At 49.0% G+C, this 17,121-nt stretch carries 15 protein-coding genes, 2 tRNA genes, 1 pseudogene and 1 other annotated feature (1 of these 19 only partly in view); of the genes and pseudogenes, 13 read left to right on the top strand and 5 right to left on the bottom strand.

Annotated features, from left to right (window positions below):
• Positions 1-50: a sequence feature (His leader region), on the bottom strand; it reaches 74 nt to the left of the window's first position.
• Positions 26-76, bottom strand: a complete 51-nt coding sequence (gene hisL / locus HV318_RS05740) for a his operon leader peptide (protein ID WP_001364200.1) — start codon at positions 74-76, stop codon at positions 26-28. Its footprint overlaps the feature before it by 25 nt.
• 175 nt (positions 77-251) lie before the next feature.
• On the opposite strand from hisL, the gene HV318_RS05735 reads away from it, so the two are divergent.
• From HV318_RS05735 to HV318_RS05720, 4 genes are all read left to right on the top strand, one after another.
• Positions 252-1,076 carry an SDR family oxidoreductase gene (locus HV318_RS05735; RefSeq protein ID WP_182271947.1) on the top strand — a complete coding sequence of 275 codons (825 nt, stop codon included), beginning with the start codon at positions 252-254 and terminating at the stop codon, positions 1,074-1,076.
• Positions 1,077-1,117: 41 nt separating this feature from the next.
• Positions 1,118-2,047: a LysR family transcriptional regulator gene (locus HV318_RS05730; RefSeq protein ID WP_182271946.1), complete on the top strand. Its 930-nt coding sequence runs from the start codon at positions 1,118-1,120 to the stop codon at positions 2,045-2,047.
• Positions 2,048-2,268: 221 nt separating this feature from the next.
• Positions 2,269-2,331, top strand: coding sequence for a membrane protein YoeI (gene yoeI, locus HV318_RS24495; protein WP_155267937.1), 63 nt, complete (start codon positions 2,269-2,271; stop codon positions 2,329-2,331).
• A complete protein-coding gene (locus tag HV318_RS05720; RefSeq protein ID WP_182271945.1) occupies positions 2,321-3,679 on the top strand; it encodes an APC family permease in 1,359 nt (452 codons plus the stop codon). Before yoeI ends, HV318_RS05720 begins: the two co-directional genes overlap by 11 nt.
• A 62-nt stretch (positions 3,680-3,741) precedes the next feature.
• Here the strand turns inward: HV318_RS05720 and sbcB are convergent, their stop codons facing one another.
• Positions 3,742-5,178 (bottom strand): exodeoxyribonuclease I, encoded by a 1,437-nt coding sequence (sbcB, locus tag HV318_RS05715; RefSeq protein WP_395123052.1) that lies wholly within the window; start codon positions 5,176-5,178, stop codon positions 3,742-3,744.
• Positions 5,179-5,370: 192 nt separating this feature from the next.
• On the opposite strand from sbcB, the gene dacD reads away from it, so the two are divergent.
• The 4 genes from dacD to HV318_RS05695 all read left to right on the top strand — a co-directional run bounded on the left by dacD (position 5,371) and on the right by HV318_RS05695 (position 8,802).
• On the top strand, positions 5,371-6,543 hold the full coding sequence (gene dacD / locus HV318_RS05710) for a serine-type D-Ala-D-Ala carboxypeptidase DacD (protein ID WP_182274541.1): 1,173 nt from the start codon (positions 5,371-5,373) through the stop codon (positions 6,541-6,543).
• A 131-nt stretch (positions 6,544-6,674) separates the two neighbouring features.
• Positions 6,675-7,148, top strand: coding sequence for a DNA gyrase inhibitor SbmC (gene sbmC, locus HV318_RS05705; RefSeq protein WP_182271944.1), 474 nt, complete (start codon positions 6,675-6,677; stop codon positions 7,146-7,148).
• A gap of 92 nt (positions 7,149-7,240) precedes the next feature.
• Positions 7,241-8,299, top strand: coding sequence for an FUSC family protein (locus HV318_RS05700; RefSeq protein ID WP_182271943.1), 1,059 nt, complete (start codon positions 7,241-7,243; stop codon positions 8,297-8,299).
• A gap of 167 nt (positions 8,300-8,466) precedes the next feature.
• A complete protein-coding gene (locus tag HV318_RS05695; RefSeq protein WP_008499467.1) occupies positions 8,467-8,802 on the top strand; it encodes a DUF496 family protein in 336 nt (111 codons plus the stop codon).
• A 50-nt stretch (positions 8,803-8,852) separates the two neighbouring features.
• On the opposite strand, the gene HV318_RS05690 is transcribed toward HV318_RS05695, so the two are convergent.
• Both HV318_RS05690 and HV318_RS05685 read right to left on the bottom strand, forming a co-directional pair.
• A complete protein-coding gene (locus HV318_RS05690; protein WP_182271942.1) occupies positions 8,853-9,185 on the bottom strand; it encodes a gamma-glutamylcyclotransferase family protein in 333 nt (110 codons plus the stop codon).
• A gap of 185 nt (positions 9,186-9,370) precedes the next feature.
• Positions 9,371-9,446: transfer RNA gene (locus HV318_RS05685), tRNA-Asn, on the bottom strand.
• Positions 9,447-9,607: 161 nt separating this feature from the next.
• Between HV318_RS05685 and HV318_RS05680 the strand changes: the two are divergent.
• Both HV318_RS05680 and HV318_RS05675 read left to right on the top strand, forming a co-directional pair.
• A pseudogene (locus tag HV318_RS05680) lies at positions 9,608-11,115 on the top strand (EmmdR/YeeO family multidrug/toxin efflux MATE transporter).
• Positions 11,116-11,195: 80 nt separating this feature from the next.
• Positions 11,196-11,271 (top strand) — tRNA-Asn (locus HV318_RS05675).
• A 167-nt stretch (positions 11,272-11,438) separates the two neighbouring features.
• Here the strand turns inward: HV318_RS05675 and HV318_RS05670 are convergent.
• On the bottom strand, positions 11,439-12,575 hold the full coding sequence (locus HV318_RS05670; protein ID WP_182271940.1) for a cytoplasmic protein: 1,137 nt from the start codon (positions 12,573-12,575) through the stop codon (positions 11,439-11,441).
• Between the two features lie 132 nt (positions 12,576-12,707).
• On the opposite strand from HV318_RS05670, the gene HV318_RS05665 reads away from it, so the two are divergent.
• The 3 genes from HV318_RS05665 to tsx all read left to right on the top strand — a co-directional run bounded on the left by HV318_RS05665 (position 12,708) and on the right by tsx (position 17,092).
• A complete protein-coding gene (locus HV318_RS05665; protein WP_182271939.1) occupies positions 12,708-14,264 on the top strand; it encodes a bifunctional metallophosphatase/5'-nucleotidase in 1,557 nt (518 codons plus the stop codon).
• A 210-nt stretch (positions 14,265-14,474) separates the two neighbouring features.
• Positions 14,475-16,037, top strand: a complete 1,563-nt coding sequence (locus tag HV318_RS05660) for a bifunctional metallophosphatase/5'-nucleotidase (RefSeq protein ID WP_182271938.1) — start codon at positions 14,475-14,477, stop codon at positions 16,035-16,037.
• A 173-nt stretch (positions 16,038-16,210) separates the two neighbouring features.
• Complete coding sequence (tsx, locus tag HV318_RS05655) at positions 16,211-17,092, top strand: nucleoside-specific channel-forming protein Tsx (RefSeq protein WP_182271937.1); 882 nt, start codon at positions 16,211-16,213, stop codon at positions 17,090-17,092.
• Positions 17,093-17,121: the final 29 nt, after the last annotated feature.

The raw sequence follows: 17,121 nt of genomic DNA, 5'->3' as shown, positions 1-17,121 counted from the left end.
CTTCCAGCACACATCGCCTGAAAGACTAGTCAGGATGATGGTGATGATGGTGGTGTTTAAATTGAACGCGTGTCATATAAATTCTCGATGAATGCTTATTCATTTGATGTCTTTTAACCTAAACCACTTGTACGCCATATTGCAAGGGGTTTTTTTGATCATTAATTCATTTCATATTGATGCTATAAATTGTGTGTTCCTCAGTGCTGGCGTAGCCTTAATACAGGTGGTTGAGAGTCAGGAGAATTCGCATGAAAAAGGTCGCGATTGTCGGTTTAGGATGGTTGGGAATGCCGCTGGCGATGTCATTAGCCACGAAAGGCTGGCAAGTGACCGGGAGTAAAACCACAGCGGATGGGGTGGAAGCGGCACGCATGTGCGGTATTGATGGCATCGAGCTGCGGCTTGAGCCTGAACTGGTATGTGATGCTGACGATCTGGACGCGCTGATGAACGTCGATGCGCTGGTCATTACCTTACCGGCACGACGCAGTGGCCCGGGTGAGTCATTCTATCTGCAGGCAATGCAGGAGATTGTCGACAGTGCGCTGGCGCACCATATCCCGCGTATTATTTTTACCAGCTCGACATCGGTCTACGGTGATGTTGATGGTCTTGTAAAGGAGACCACCGTACGCCGTCCGGTGACGGCGAGTGGCCAGGTGCTTAAAGAGCTGGAAGACTGGCTGCACAATCTTCCCGGTACTCAGGTTGATATTGTGCGTCTGGCAGGGCTGGTTGGCCCGGGACGACATCCGGGACGTTTTTTTGCCGGGAAGTCAGCCCCTGACGGACAACATGGCGTCAATCTCGTGCATCTTGACGACGTTATCGGCGCAATTGAGCTACTCTTACAGGCTCCAAAAGGTGGGCACATCTATAATATATGTGCGCCTTCTCATCCAGCGCGTAGCACGTTTTATCCGCTGATGGCGCGTCAGTTAGGTTTGGCTCCGCCAGTGTTTGGCGATGCTAAAGGCGAAGGTAAAGGCAAAATTATTGATGGTAATCGCATTTGTCATGAACTGGGATTTGAGTACCAGTATCCCGACCCGCTGGTGATGCCAATGGAATAATGCCATCAGCGGAGACGATCGCATGCCGGAGGGGGGCGAACATGAAACCGCTGCTGGATGTTCTGATTATTCTGGATGCACTGGAAAAAGAGGGGAGCTTTGCGGCGGCCTCAGCGAAGCTCTACAAAACCCCTTCCGCGCTGAGTTACACCGTTCATAAACTGGAAAGCGATCTCAATATCCAGCTTCTCGATCGCTCCGGACACCGCGCACGTTTTACCCGCACCGGGCAGATGCTTCTGGAAAAAGGGCGTGAAGTTCTCCACACCGTTCGCGAACTGGAAAAACAGGCCGTTAAGCTCCATCAGGGCTGGGAGAACGAGCTGGTGATTGGCGTGGATGATACCTTTCCGTTTTCCCTCCTGACGCCGCTGATTGAGGCGTTCTATCAGCGCCATAGCGTGACCCGGTTGATTTTCATTAATGGTGTGCTGGGCGGCTCGTGGGATGCCTTAACGCAGGGGCGGGCGGACATCATCGTCGGGGCATTACGTGAACCTCCCCAACTGAGCGATTTTGGTTTTGCCCGTCTGGGCCTGCTGGAGCAGGTTTTTGTTGTCGCGCCTCATCACCCTCTGGCCCAGGAGCCTGAGCCCATTAATCGACGTATCCTTAAGGGGTATCGTGCCATTGTGGTGGGCGACAGCTCACGGCCAGAGTGTGCCATCTCTTCGCAACTGCTCGACGAGCAGGAGGCGATTACCGTTTTCGATTTTAAAACCAAGCTGGAGCTGCAAATAAGCGGGCTGGGCTGCGGCTATTTGCCGCGCTATCTGGCGCAGCGGTTTATTGACAGCGGTGCGCTTGTTGAAAAACAGGTACTTGCTCAAAGCAGTAATGAGTCGGTCTGGGTTGGCTGGAATGAACAAACGGCAGGGCTTGCCAGCGCCTGGTGGCGAGATGAAATTTTAGCAAATAGTGCTATCGCAGCCGTTTACACTCCCGGTGCTGCTGAGAAATCAACCAGTTAGATGCGGGAAATTATTGATAGGTTTCTCTATCTATTGCCTTTTGTGTCTGGAATAGGGCAAAATGCCGCGGCTGCAAACAAATGAATAATCGACGATATAAAAGGCGTCGGTTATTTTTTTTTGCATGTACGAAACGAAACTAAAAAACCAAGAGGCCGGGCTTCGTACCGGATAGATATTTACTAAAATCCGACAGTTGTTGTCGCTGAGGAATACAGAAAATGGGGCAATTTTTCGCTTACGTGGCGGTTATCACCGTAAAGGAGATTAACGATGTCGCATAACGCAACTCCAAAAACCTCTCGCGTGGAATTACGTAAAACACTTACGTTGATTCCGGTTGTTATGATGGGTCTTGCCTATATGCAACCAATGACGCTGTTCGATACATTCGGTATCGTATCTGGCCTTACTGACGGTCACGTTGCAACGGCGTACGCCTTTGCGCTGGTCGCCATTCTCTTTACAGCGCTGAGCTACGGTAAACTGGTTCGCCGTTTCCCGTCCGCAGGCTCTGCCTACACCTATGCTCAGAAATCCATTAGCCCGGCGGTTGGCTTTATGGTGGGCTGGTCATCTCTGCTGGACTACCTGTTCATGCCGATGATCAACATTCTGCTGGCGAAAATTTACTTTGAAGCGCTGGTACCTTCCGTACCGTCGTGGATCTTCGTTGTGGCGCTGGTGGCCTTTATGACCATCTCTAACCTGCGCAGCATCAAGACCGTGGCTAACTTCAACACCCTGATTGTTATCCTGCAGATGGGTATCGTTTCAGTTATCGTCGGCCTGATCATTTACGGTGTAATGCACGGTGAAGGCGCAGGTACGCTGACCAGCACGCGTCCGTTCTGGTCCGAAGGTGCGCACGTTGTGCCGATGATCACCGGTGCGACTATCCTGTGCTTCTCGTTCCTGGGCTTCGACGGCATCTCTTCTCTGTCTGAAGAGACGAAAGATGCAGAGCGCGTGATCCCGAAAGCGATTTTCCTGACTGCGCTGATTGGCGGCCTGATCTTTATTGGTGCTTCTTACTTCCTGCAGCTGTACTTCCCGGACATCTCACGCTTTAAAGATCCGGATGCGTCACAGCCTGAAATCATGCTGTATGTTGCAGGTAAAACCTTCCAGTGGGGCGTGCTGATTTTCTCCAGCGTGACCGTTCTGGCATCCGGCATGGCGGCACACGCGGGTGTTTCTCGCCTGATGTACGTAATGGGTCGTGACGGCGTGTTCCCGACGCGCTTCTTCGGTTATGTTCATCCGAAATGGCGTACCCCTGCGTGGAACGTGCTGCTGGTTGGCGCAATTGCACTGCTGGCGATTAAATTTGACCTGGTCACCGCAACGGCGCTGATTAACTTTGGTGCGCTGGTGGCATTTACCTTCGTTAACCTCTCCGTGATCTCTCAGTTCTGGATCCGTGAGAAGCGTAACAAGACGCTGAAGGACCACTTCAACTATCTGGTGCTGCCAGTGTGTGGTGCGCTGACGGTTGGCGCGTTGTGGATTAACCTGGAAGAAAGTTCGATGATTCTGGGTCTGATCTGGGGCGGCATTGGTCTGGTTTACCTGGCATGCGTAACCAGAAGCTTCCGTAACCCGGTACCTCAGTACGAAGACGTCGCGTAATATAACGTCACCAGACAAAAAAAACCGGAGACCATCGCCTCCGGTTTTTTTATATCGACAATTCAGACTATCTCCTGCGCGTACTGGAACAGGGCTTTCAACAGCGCCTGCTTTTCTGCATCCCCTTCGTACTGGCCGTACAGCATCTCCAGCTCCTGGGCATAGCGATTGAGAAATTCCGGGGTAAAGACGTTACGACGATGCTGCAGCCAGCGCTCTTGCTCCACTTCATCCAGCGTACCGGGGTAATTACGCGCCCGGTAATTAAACATCAGTCTGTCGATACGTTTATCGGCAAAGGTGATATCGAGCGCCGGTAAATTTCGTGGCTCGGTTTGCAGTACGATGTTCATGGCCGCACGGTCGGCATCACTGAAGAAACCGTTATAGAGTTGCGCATCGATATTGTCAGACGGCACAAACGGTTCTGCGTCCGCGAAGATAGCCACCACTTTTTCCCGTACCTGCGGGTTGTCGCGCAGCACTTTAAGGTTATCGAGACAGTGCTGACGGTTGATACCCAGCCGGTCGGCATCTTCCGGACGCAGCGTATTGGCCTGCGCCAGCACCGGACATTTGTTGATATGCACCAGTTTTACCGGTACGGCGGGCAGGTCACCCAGCTCATTTTTCGGGGTATAGAGCCGCTCGCGCAGCGTATCGCTGTCAAGTTCCAGCAGGGGTGAGATATCCCCGGCCAGATCCACCATGATGACGGCATTACGGTTGTCAGGATGCCAGGCAAGCGGAGCCACCCAACTGGTATTGCCGCGCCATGCGCCGAACATGCCGGAAATATGCACCAGCGGTTTCATTTGCGGCACGTCGATCAGGGTGGTGAGTTTCTGCTTGCTGCGGTGGCTCAACAGGTAGTCAAACAGCCGTGGCTGAGCGGTTTTCACCAGCTTCGCCATTGCAATGGTGGCATACACGTCTGCCATTGCATCGTGGGCATTGCTGTGCTCAATTCCGTTGGCGCGCGTCAGATGTTCCAGCCTGAAGCTCGGCAGCCCCTCGTCATTTTCTGGCCAGTTGATCCCTTCCGGGCGCAGCGCGTAACAGGCTCGCATAATGTCCAGCAAATCCCAGCGTGAATTGCGGTTCTGCCAGCTCCACGCATACGGATCGAAGAAGTTGCGATAGAAAATATTCCTCGTCACTTCGTCATCAAAACGAATGTTGTTATATCCCACGACGCAGGTATTCGGGACAGTAAACAGGTCGTGGATACGGCGGGCGAACTCCGCCTCGTTAACCCCTTTTTCCCGCGCTTCCTGAGGTGTGATCCCGGTGACCATGACCGCGCCGGGTTGCGGCAGGTAGTCATCGGCGGGTTTGCAGTAAAACACCTCTGGCTCGCCAATGATGTTGAACTCGTCGTCAGTACGGATGGCGGCAAATTGCGCCGGTCTGTCCAGCGCCGGATGGGTGCCAAAGGTTTCGTAGTCGTGGAATAAAAATGTTGGGCGCGCGGCAGAATCAGACACCAGTAATACCATCCTGTTAAAAATTGACGCCACCATGGTAAACGATTGTGGTAGCCAGGCCGAATAAAAAGCGCCGACGGCTCTCAAATTTGCGGCGCTGCTTCAGAGAAAAATCCGCGCTCTGTCACATTTTTTTGCAATTAAGGCAGGTAACGACATCAGAACTCCCGTAAAAAGGTCAACGATTTTTAATGACCTGAGGATATACCGTTGAAACGCCGTCTGTTTATTGCTGTTTCTTTACTCGCTTCGAGTATCTCATCTGCGCTGGCTGCTGAACCGCTGGATTTTGCTCCGCAGCCTCCGGCCATCCAGGCCGGATCCTGGGTGCTGATGGATTACACCACTGGTCAGATCTTAACGGCGGGCAACGAACACCAACAACGCAACCCGGCGAGTCTCACTAAGCTGATGACGGGCTATGTCGTTGACCGCGCCATTGATAGTCATCGTATTAGTCCTGATGACATCGTCACCGTAGGCCATGACGCGTGGGCAAAAGGTAATCCGGTCTTTGACGGTTCATCGCTGATGTTCCTGAAGCCTGGCGATCGCGTTTCCGTACGCGACCTGAGCCGCGGCCTGATTGTTGACTCCGGTAACGATGCCTGCGTGGCGCTGGCGGATCATGTGGCGGGTGGTCAACCGCAGTTTGTGAACATGATGAATGACTATGTGCAAAAGTTGAACCTGCGCGATACGCACTTTGAAACTGTGCACGGTCTGGATGCACCAGGACAACACAGTTCTGCTTATGACCTGGCCGTGCTGTCCCGGGCCATCATTCACGGTGAACCTGAGTTCTACCATATGTACAGCGAAAAGAGCCTCACCTGGAACGGGATCACCCAGCAAAACCGTAACGGTCTGCTGTGGGAAAAAACCATGAACGTGGACGGCCTGAAAACGGGTCACACGTCGGGAGCCGGTTTTAACCTGATTGCTTCAGCGGTTGACGGCCAGCGTCGTTTAATTGCGGTGGTGATGGGGGCGGACAGCCCGAAAGGGCGTGAAGATCAGGCGCGTAAATTACTGCACTGGGGTCAACAGAACTTTGATACCGTGCAGATCCTGCACAATGGTAAAAAGGTGGGGACGGAGCGTATCTGGTACGGTAACAAAGAGCAGATAAAGCTGGGAACCGACCAGGACTTCTGGCTGGCCTTACCTAAAGCGGAAGTGCCAAACATTAAGGCAAAATACGTTCTGGATAAAAAAGAGCTGGAAGCGCCGATTGCTGCCCATCAGCGGGTAGGGGAGATCCAGCTGTACGACCGTGACAAAGTGGTCGCGCACTGGCCGCTGGTAACGCTGGAAGCGGTTGATAAAGGTGGCTTTTTCTCCCGTCTTGGTGATTATCTGCATCACAAAATCTGACGGTTTTTGTTAATCCCGCGGAGCAGACTGGCAGGGTTGCGAGTCTGCTCACATAATAAACACTCCTCGTTTGCTGAACATTCAACATCTGCTTTATAGTGTATAAATATACAGTAATAAATGGAGGTAACATGGACTACAGCATCAAGCAGCAGCAGAAACGTAAGATCGCGGGCTTCCATCTGGTGGGGCCGTGGGACAAAACGGTAAAACAGGGCTTTGAACAGCTGGTGATGTGGGTGGATGGATGTCACGTTCAGCCGCTGGAGTGGGTTGCGGTGTACTACGATAACCCGGATGAAGTCCCGGCTGAAAAACTGCGCTGTGATACTGCAGTAACGGTTCCGGACAATTTCGTTATCCCTGATAACAGTGAAGGGGTCATGACGACCGAAATCGCCGCAGGGGAGTATGCCGTTGCGATGGCGCGCGTCGAAAACTACGATTTCGCGACTCCGTGGTACCAGTTCTTTGATTCTCTTTTGCAGGACAACACATACCAGATTGCCCCTAAACCTTGCTTCGAGCGTTACCTCAATGACGGTAATGCGGATGGATACTGGGACATCGAGATGTATGTGGCAGTAGAACGTAAAGCCGGTTAAGCCTGGAAAAAACAGGGTTTTTCAGCCGGGTGTGATCCGCCCGGCTGAAAACACAGTACAATCGTGATTTGCCGTATTGCTGGAGAGCGGGTGTGCGTCCCGACAAATCATTAACGTCTTTTGAAATTCGGTTGTACCAGCATTATCGCGTGGTGCATGGGTGTCGCATCGCGCTGGCGTTCGTTCTGACGTTTGTGCTGGTCCGTTTACTGAATGTACCTGAAGGGACGTGGCCGCTGATCACGCTGGTGGTCATCATGGGGCCTATCTCGTTTTGGGGTAATGTCGTCCCCCGTGCCTTTGAACGCATTGGTGGCACGGTTTTAGGCTCTGCACTGGGGTTGATCGCCCTGAAGCTGGAGCTGATCTCACTCCCGGTGATGCTGGTATGGTGTGCGGTGGCCATGTTCCTCTGCGGCTGGCTGGCGTTGGGCAAAAAGCCTTATCAGGCATTGCTGATTGGCATTACCCTCTCTGTGGTTGTCGGTGCACCTGCGGGTGATATGACCACTGCACTGTGGCGAAGCGGAGATGTTATTTTCGGCTCATTGCTGGCCATGCTCTTCACCGGTATCTGGCCACAGCGTGCTTTCCTGCACTGGCGTATTCAGATGGCAAACTACGTCACCGCGTTTAACCGTGTCTATCAGGCTGGTTTTTCCCCTAATCTGGTTGAACGTCCCCGGCTGGAAAAGCACTTACAAAAGATCCTCAATGATGTGGTCAAAATGCGTGGCCTGATTACCCCAGCCAGCAAAGAGACTCATATTCAGAAATCGATTTTCGAAGCTATCCAGACGGTGAGCCGCAACCTGGTGTGTATGCTTGAACTGCAGATCAACGCCCACTGGGCTTCTCGTCCCAGCCATCTGTTGATGCTGAACGCGCATACGCTGAAAGAGACGCAGCAGATGACGCAGCAAACGCTGTTAACCATCGCCCACGCACTCTATGAAGGGAATCCGCAACCCATACTTGCCAATAGCGAGCGGCTGAATGAAATCGTTGCTGAACTAAAACAGTTAATTAATGAGCGTCAGAGCGACAATGTGGCAGAAACACCGATTCATGGATATGTCTGGCTGAGCATGGAGCTGGCACGACAGCTGGAGCTGCTATCGCATCTCATTTGCCGCGCATTGCGCAAATAAAAAGCAGCTATCTCCAGATGTGACGCCTGCTGCTTCGATTCAGCATCAATTGGGGTTATGATAGCTTTAAACGATATACTCATTGTCATTCGCAGCCGCTGTCAGTAAGGTACTGTTACAACGGTTGCTTTAACGAATCCGAATCTCACATTATCAGGGGTGTAAAAATGGAAACTACTAAGCCTTCGTTCCAGGATGTTCTGGAATTCGTCCGCCTGTTCCGCCGCAAAAACAAACTGCAGCGTGAAATCCAGGACGTTGAGAAGAAGATCCGTGACAACCAGAAACGTGTACTGCTGCTGGACAACCTGAGCGACTACATCAAGCCAGGTATGAGCGTTGAAGCTATTCAGGGCATTATCGCCAGCATGAAGAGCGACTACGAAGACCGCGTTGATGACTACATCATCAAAAACGCTGAGCTGTCCAAAGAACGCCGCGACATCTCTAAGAAGCTGAAAGTGATGGGTGAAATCAAAAACGGCGAAGCTAAAAGCGAGTAATCGCAGCGAATGGTGAAAAAGGCTCTCTGGTGACAGAGAGCCTTTTTTTATCACTCAGAACGCGGCTGGAGCTGGTAAATCCAGGCTTGTATCTGTTTACCGCCTTGCGTGGTCACGTTCACCTCAACCCGATCATAACCGTCTTCGAATTCATCCAGCATTGGCCAGTGCGCGTCCAGGTGGGGGGAGAGAAACAGGAAACCTTCCACGCTGGTACCTTCTTCATCCAGCACAATCCCCGGAAAATCCGCGGCGTCTCCCCAGCCACGTTCGTAAAACGTCCCTTTAACAGACCCTGCCAGCCATTCTCCTCCGATGTCTTCGAGGATGTACGCATTAACGTGGCCTGGACGCAGGGTGCCATAGACAAACAAAGAGTCCATTTTTCTCACCATTAAAATGATTTTTTTCAACATAAGGGGAAACGGTGGGTCCTGCAACTGCTTCGTCGCGGCTACGCTTGCCGGTCTCGATCCCCGCAGGACGGGTAAGGTGCAGCCGACACCCGGTAATTTTACCAGAACGCAGAAAAGCAAAAAGCCTGCTTTAAAAGCAGGCTTTTCAAATGTGGCTCCTCTGACTGGACTCGAACCAGTGACATACGGATTAACAGTCCGCCGTTCTACCGACTGAACTACAGAGGAATCGTTGTGGAGGCACATATTAGCGGCGAAAAAAGTTTTGTCAAACCTGATCTGAGAGAATATCGATTGATTGCTGATTCTGTCGTCAGTTTGTTGTAAATCCAAACATATTTTTATGGAAAATACTTTGCAGGATACGCATTTCTCCCTCATCATTTGAAATGGAGTTTCAACTTTCTTGTTAAGGTTCATCTTGAACGTCACTGCCCCCATACGCCACGCGATCATGCGCACACCCTGGTATGCGAAACGCAAAAGCTACCGTGTTCTGTTCTGGCGTGAAATCACCCCTCTTGCCGTACCCATCTTCCTGGAGAATACCTGTGTCCTGCTGATGGGCGTGCTGAGCACTTTCCTGGTCAGCTGGCTGGGCAAAGAAGCAATGGCCGGGGTAGGGCTGGCGGACAGTTTTAACATGGTGGTGATGTCATTTTTTGCCGCCATTGATCTGGGGACAACGGTCGTTGTTGCCTTCAGTCTGGGCAAGCTTGATCCCAAACGTGCGCGTGAGGCCGCCCGGCAGTCGCTGATGATCATGACCCTTTTTTCGATCATTCTGGCCGCGGTGATCCACTATTTCGGTAAAGAGATTATCGACATTGTTGCCGGTGAGGCGACGAAAGAGGTCAAAGACCTGGCGCTGACCTATCTGGAAATGACGGTAATCAGTTACCCGGCGGCCGCCATTGCGTTAATTGGCAGTGGCGCGCTGCGCGGGGCGGGTAACACGAAAATTCCGCTGTTGATTAACGGCGGGATGAACATCCTGAACATTATCATCAGCAGTATCCTGATTTACGGCATTTTTTCCTGGAATGGGCTGGGGTTCGCTGGAGCCGGGTTGGGGCTAACCATTTCACGTTATATTGGCGCTGCAGCCATTGTTGGTGTGCTGATGACCGGAATGACACCGTCGCTGCGTCTCACGCTAAAAAGTTATTTCCGCCCGCTCAATTTCACCATTATCAGGGAAGTGATGGGGATTGGTATTCCTGCCAGCATTGAATCAGTGCTGTTTAACGGGGGCAAGCTGCTCACGCAGATGTTTGTGGCTGGTATGGGGACGGACGTCATCGCCGGTAACTTTATTGCTTTCTCCATCGCCTCACTGATTAACCTGCCGGGTAACGCACTGGGTTCCGCATCGACCATTATCACCGGTAAACGGCTCGGGAAAGGGCAGATTGGTCAGGCGGAACGCCAGTTGCGGCATGTTTTCTGGTTGTCGACCATTGGCCTGACGGTGATCGCCTGGGGGAGTGCACCTTTTGCCGGGTTGATGGCATCGTTCTACACCCGCGAAGAGGATGTCAAAGAGGTTGTTAAAATCCTGATCTGGATGAACGCGGCGTTTATGCCGATTTGGGCGGCCTCCTGGGTGCTTCCTGCCGGGCTCAAAGGGGCGCGGGATGCCCGCTTTGCGATGTGGGTATCGATGCTCGGTATGTGGGGATGCCGCGTTGTAGCGGGGTATACGCTGGGGGTGATACTCGGAATGGGGGTGATTGGCGTCTGGCTGGGGATGTTCCTCGACTGGGCTGTACGCGGCGTGTTGTTCTACTGGCGTATGGTAAGTGGGCGCTGGTTATGGAAATATCCCCGTACCAAACCGGAACCTGTGGTGACAGAAACCACAGAATGCCTGACAAATGCGCGAAATGGAGAATAAATCGGCAAACGATCGAAAATCTGCATTCTGCCTTTGACATCATCGGGTAGCATCGATAATATGCGCCCCGTTCACACGATTCCTCTGTAGTTCAGTCGGTAGAACGGCGGACTGTTAATCCGTATGTCACTGGTTCGAGTCCAGTCAGAGGAGCCAAACTTTAGTTTCGGGATATCCCTGTGGATCCGGAGACATTAAAAAGAAGAACTTATCTTTTACCCGGTTGTCCTGAAAAGGACAACCGGGTTTTTTGACGTCCATCGTTTTTTGGGCGCTTAGGGGATCTCACGGTTCGCTGAGAAATAAGGCGGGTCAGCCGGATATTAATCACCTGAATGAGTTACTGTACGTTCATAATTGTAGCTCTGTGCCAGGGAATGGAGTATTTGTGTTACGCGTCCCGCTGATAACTGGGCACTGTGGGTAAAAGTTGTTTGTTTGTATAACCAGTGGATATAAAGCCTGCTGGCGGCTAAAGAGAGTGTTTGAGCATTGCTATTATCCCCACCCGTCAGTGAGCAAACCATCTTACGGTTTTTTTCCTGTATCCAGAGTTGCCACTGATTTTTCCACCATCCATGATATGTTGTTCCCTGAAAAGACCAGGGCTTATTATCATCACTGTCACTTATATCCTCCTCTATAAACCAAAGTTCACTTTGTCGTTGGCGAAATAACTCTGCCCAGGCAGTAATAGTTGCTCCCCTAAGAAAGCATTCGTGTGAAATAACATGTGTCTTTACCTCAGGGAAAAGGATGTTCAGTACCCGAAAATGCCCATGAGCCGCAATAACCGGGCGTAGAATCGCACCTTTGGCGTTACGTTTGAGTACCGCACTTCCATACTGAATTTCATCGAACTGACTCCGGCGTAAAAACTGCGTCTCGCGCATATCAACGCGCTTTACAATATCACTATGATGCAAATCAGGTTCAATATTCCCTCTCCAGCGATAATGCAGGGTTTCACCGATCTGATGCTGAGTAAAATTAGTGGAGAGATGAAGAATATTACCGCGAGTGGCATCGAAACTGAGCAGAACATACAGTTTCTGTTCCGCACTGTTTCCCTGGAACGGCACAATCAGAGAAACCGTTTCAATCCGTTCTGGTGATACCATTTCTCTTCGTAATTGTTGTTTTGGTGTCCAGACTTTTTTGCAGGCGCGGCACTGAATGCGCTGTGTTCCCTGCGGGTTATGGCCATAGCAAATCGTTTCTTTGCAATAACATACAGGACAAAAAAGACCTCTTTCAGCGGCATATGAGGTTAAGTGAGCAGACAACCATTCACTATATTTTTGCTCATCAAACAGAGGTGGATAACTCCCACATGCCCGGCAGTGCAATGCAGGATATCCCAGCCTGTAGTCTGGCCAACTGTAATCTGAAGATGTTGGTCGCCCTAAATTGCGACAACCAAACGTTTTGCAGGTATTAATTGTAAACAGAGTCGACATGAGTCACCAACGATTTTAAGAGGTCGCTAATTTTGCCGTATAACTCTTGGTTGGTTGTGTGAACGGATGCACATAATAAAGCCTTTCAGAACGTAAAGTAACAAATCTTTATATGGCTGAAAGGAAAACGTTATGAAATTAAAAATGATTACAGCGGGTATTTTGCTGACGTTGCCATTTTGGGTCTGCGCCAGGGATGTCACCATTATTTATACCAATGATCTCCATGCTCATGTGGAACCTTATAAAGTCCCCTATATTGCAGACGGTAAACGAGATATCGGTGGTTGGGCGAATATCACTACCCTGGTAAAAGAGGAGAAAGCGAAAAACAAAGCAACATGGTTCTTTGATGCAGGTGATTATTTTACCGGCCCATATATCAGTAGCCTGACAAAAGGAAAGGCTATAATTGATATCATGAATACTATGCAGTTTGATGCTGCCACAATAGGAAATCATGAATTCGATCATGGCTGGGACAATACATTATTACAACTTAGCCAGGCAAAATTCCCCATTGTACAGGGTAATATATTCTATCAGAACAGTGACAAAACATTCTGGGACAAGCCTTATACCATCATTGAAAAAGATGGCGTGAAAATTGGTGTCATTGGTTTACATGGCAAGTTCGCCTTTAATGATACCGTTTCTGCGGCGACACGCGTAGGTATTGAAGCACGGGACGAAATTGAGTGGTTACAGCGCTATTTAGATGAACTGAAAGGTAAAGTCGATTTGACGGTACTGCTGGTTCATGAAGGAACGCCTGCCCGTCAGTCCAGTATAGGGGGCACCGATGTCCGTCGTGCGCTGGATAAAGATATCAAGACCGCAAGCCAGGTTAAAGGGCTGGATATCCTGATTACCGGACATGCACATGTCGGTACACCAGATCCGATTAAAGTCGGTGATACGCTGATCCTCTCAACCGACAGCGGCGGTATTGATGTGGGGAAACTGGTACTGGACTATAAAGAGAAACCGCATCACTTCACAGTGAAAAACTTTGAGCTGAAAACCATTTACGCCGATGAGTGGAAACCCGATCCACATACGAAGTCGGTGATCGACAGCTGGAATAAGAAACTTGATGAAGTGGTGCAACAGACAGTAGGACAATCGCCGGTTGAATTGACACGCGCCTATGGCGAATCGGCTCCGCTGGGAAATCTGGCTGCAGACGCTTTGTTGGCGGCAGCAGGTAAAAATACACAACTGGCCTTAACCAATTCAGGTGGTATCCGCACTGAGATACCGGCAGGCACTATTACCATGGGTGGCGTCATTAGCGTGTACCCGTTCCCTAACGAACTGGCTACGATGGATCTCACTGGTCAACAATTGCGTAGTTTGATGGAACACGGTGCAAGTTTAACGAATGGCGTCTTGCAGGTATCTAAAGGCCTGGAAATGAAGTACGACAGCAGTAAGCCCATCGGCCAGCGTGTCGTCGTATTTACGCTGAATGGTAAACCGATTGAGGATGCGACCGTCTACCATATTGCCACCCAGAGCTTCCTTGCCGATGGTGGTGATGGGTTCACCACGTTTACTGAGGGTAAAGCGCGTAATACAACAGGCGGTTACTACGTTTCTAACGCTGTGATCGATTACTTCAAAGCAGGTAACTCCGTTACGGATGAACAGATCAAAGGTATGCGTGTTGCTGATGTGAAAAAGTAATGGCCGGATTTTATTTAGTGATACAGAGTCATCTGGCTTCATCACAACAGCATCAATGACTGTCAATTAATAAAAAAATTGAAATTAAGCGGTAGAACATTAGCCATTTGAGCGTTATTGATTCAACCGTTAATGATAAAAGGGTTCATGTATTCACATGAACCCTTTGGGAAATATCATTAAAATTTATATAACAAATGGAAACTAGTTATGAAAATAATGACAAAACTGAGTCTGATTACATTGTGCTTGTCCGCAGCGTTAGTTGCGCCAACTAGTGCGAAGGATGTGACTATTTATTATACCAACGATTTACATGCTCATGTCTCTCCAGGGAAAATTCCAGCTGTCGATAAAGAACGCGCAGTCGGCGGTTTTGCTAACATCGCGACCATCGTTAATGATGCCAGGAAAGAAAGTAAAGATGTATTTTTCTTCGATGCGGGTGATTATTTTACTGGCCCATATCTAAGCACTCTGACCAAAGGTGAGGCAATCATTGATATAATGAATGCCATGCCTTTTGATGCTGTGTCGGTGGGGAACCACGAATTTGATCACGGTGTTGATAATATGGTTAAGCAGTTATCAAAAGCGAACTTCCCGGTTTTACTGGGCAACGTTTTTTATACTGGCAGTGATAAACCTGTCTGGAATAAACCCTGGACGATTGTCGAAAAAGACGGCATAAAAATTGGCGTAATTGGGGTGCATGGCAAATTTGCATTTTATGACACTATTGCCGCTAAGGCTTACGCTGGCTCAGAGGCTCGTGATGAAGTGCCTTACATTCAAAAAGGGCTTGATGCATTAAAAGGTAAAGTTGATATCACCGTGCTACTTATCCACGAAGGTACACCGGCGCGTCAATCAAGCTACGGAAATAAAGATGTCGCCAGAATGCTGCAAGCTGATATCGATACCGCAAAGAAATTTAAGGGTATTGATGTGTTAATCACAGGGCATGCTCATGTGGGTACGCCAGATCCAATTAAAGTCAATGACACACTCGTTGTTTCAACAGATGCGTATGGTACTGATATCGGTAAATTAGTATTGGATTTTAACCCTAAGACTAAAAAAATTGATGGCTATAACGGTAAGCTAATCACTGTATTTGCTGACGAATATAAACCTGATCCAAAAGTTCAGGCTAAAATTGATGAATGGAATGCTAAGCTGAAAAGTATTACTGACCATATTATTGGGTCAACAACGACGTCATTTACTCGTTCCTATGGTGAATCGTCACCTGTTGGTAATTTAGTTATCGACGCAATGATGGCTAAAGCGCCAGACGCGGTCGTGGGATTACAAAACAGCGGTGGATTGCGTGCTGATTTTCCGAAAGGAAATTTAAAATATGGTGATGTAATCACTGCCTTCCCATTTAATAACGAACTGGTTGAAATGGATCTCACCGGGAAGGAACTCACCAATTTAATGATTCACGCAACTAATCTCACCAATGGGGTTTTGCAAGTGTCAAAAAGCGTTCATGTTGAATATGACAGTAACAAACCTCTGGGTGAACGAATTATTAAATTCACTATTAATAACCAACCTGTAGATCCAGCAAAAACATATCGGGTTGCGACACACTCATTTTGTGCAACGGGGGGGGATGGATTTGACGCGTTCTTAAAAGGAACGAATGTCAAAACTATCAGCAGCACCAGTTCTGCTGAGTCAATCATCGATTATGTCAAGGCTCATAGCCCATTAAAACCTGATCTTGAAATGAGAGTCGTTGATGTAAGCGCGGCTAAATAGATTTAATAAATTAGTAAATGCTTTCAGATATGATTGAGTGGTTGGTACTTCCCTCAATCATATCGTAATAACATATTGAAAATGCAATAGTAATTTTATCTTGGCGAAGATGTATGGTTTTTTAGTACAGGAATAGTCTTTTTTTGACAAACCTCAGTGGAAGGTTTTTTTTTATGAAAAAACAAAATTATCTTTTATCAGGCGCGCTTATGTTGTTACCTATGGTAACGCTTGCAGACTCTGGAAGTAATGAATATCTGTCTGACTGGTGGCATCAAAGTATTAATATCGTAGGCAGTAACTCCACTCGCTTTGGGCCGCTAAAAAGATCTGATTTATATCCGGAATATCGAGCATGGACGCATGTAGATTGGTTTGATTTCTACGGTTATGCTGATTTGCCTAAGTTTTTCGGTTTAGGGAATGATAACGATATAGGTATTTGGGATAATGGCTCTCCATTTTTTATGGAAATCGAACCACGTTTTAGTATCGATAAATTAACGGGGCTCGACTTAAGCTTTGGTCCATTTAAAGAATGGTATTTTGCCAACAACTACATCTATGATGCGGGTACTAACGAAGGACAGCGTCAGAGTACCTGGTATATGGGGTTGGGGACTGATATTGAGACCGGGCTACCGATGTCGTTATCTGCAAACATCTATGCTAAATATCAGGGAAACAATTATAATGCTGCCAACGAAAACGAGTGGGATGGATATCGCTTTAAATTAAAATATGTGATTCCTCTTACTACAGTATTTGGCGGGAAGTTAAGTTACGTAGGTTTCACCAATTTTGACTTTGGTTCAGACTTAAAAGAACAATCGGGTGGTGAGCAACAATTTTACTCCCGCACAAACAACTCGATAGTTTCCACCAATGTGCTCAGCTTAGTTTATGCTCACTGGAACTACGGCGCGACGCTTCGTTATTTCTATCATGGCGGACAATTTGAGGAAGGCAGTAAAGCATTTGACAGCAGCGGGGATATCACCTCTATAGATTCAACGGGGTGGGCCTATTATCTAACTGTTGGTTACATTTTTTGAATAAATAATATTGCGTGGTTTGTCATCGG

The sequence above is a fragment of the Enterobacter sp. RHBSTW-00901 genome (genome assembly GCF_014103115.1).
Classification (GTDB): Bacteria; Pseudomonadota; Gammaproteobacteria; order Enterobacterales; family Enterobacteriaceae; genus Enterobacter; species Enterobacter cloacae_P.
This window is presented reverse-complemented; position numbering and strand designations above follow the sequence as displayed.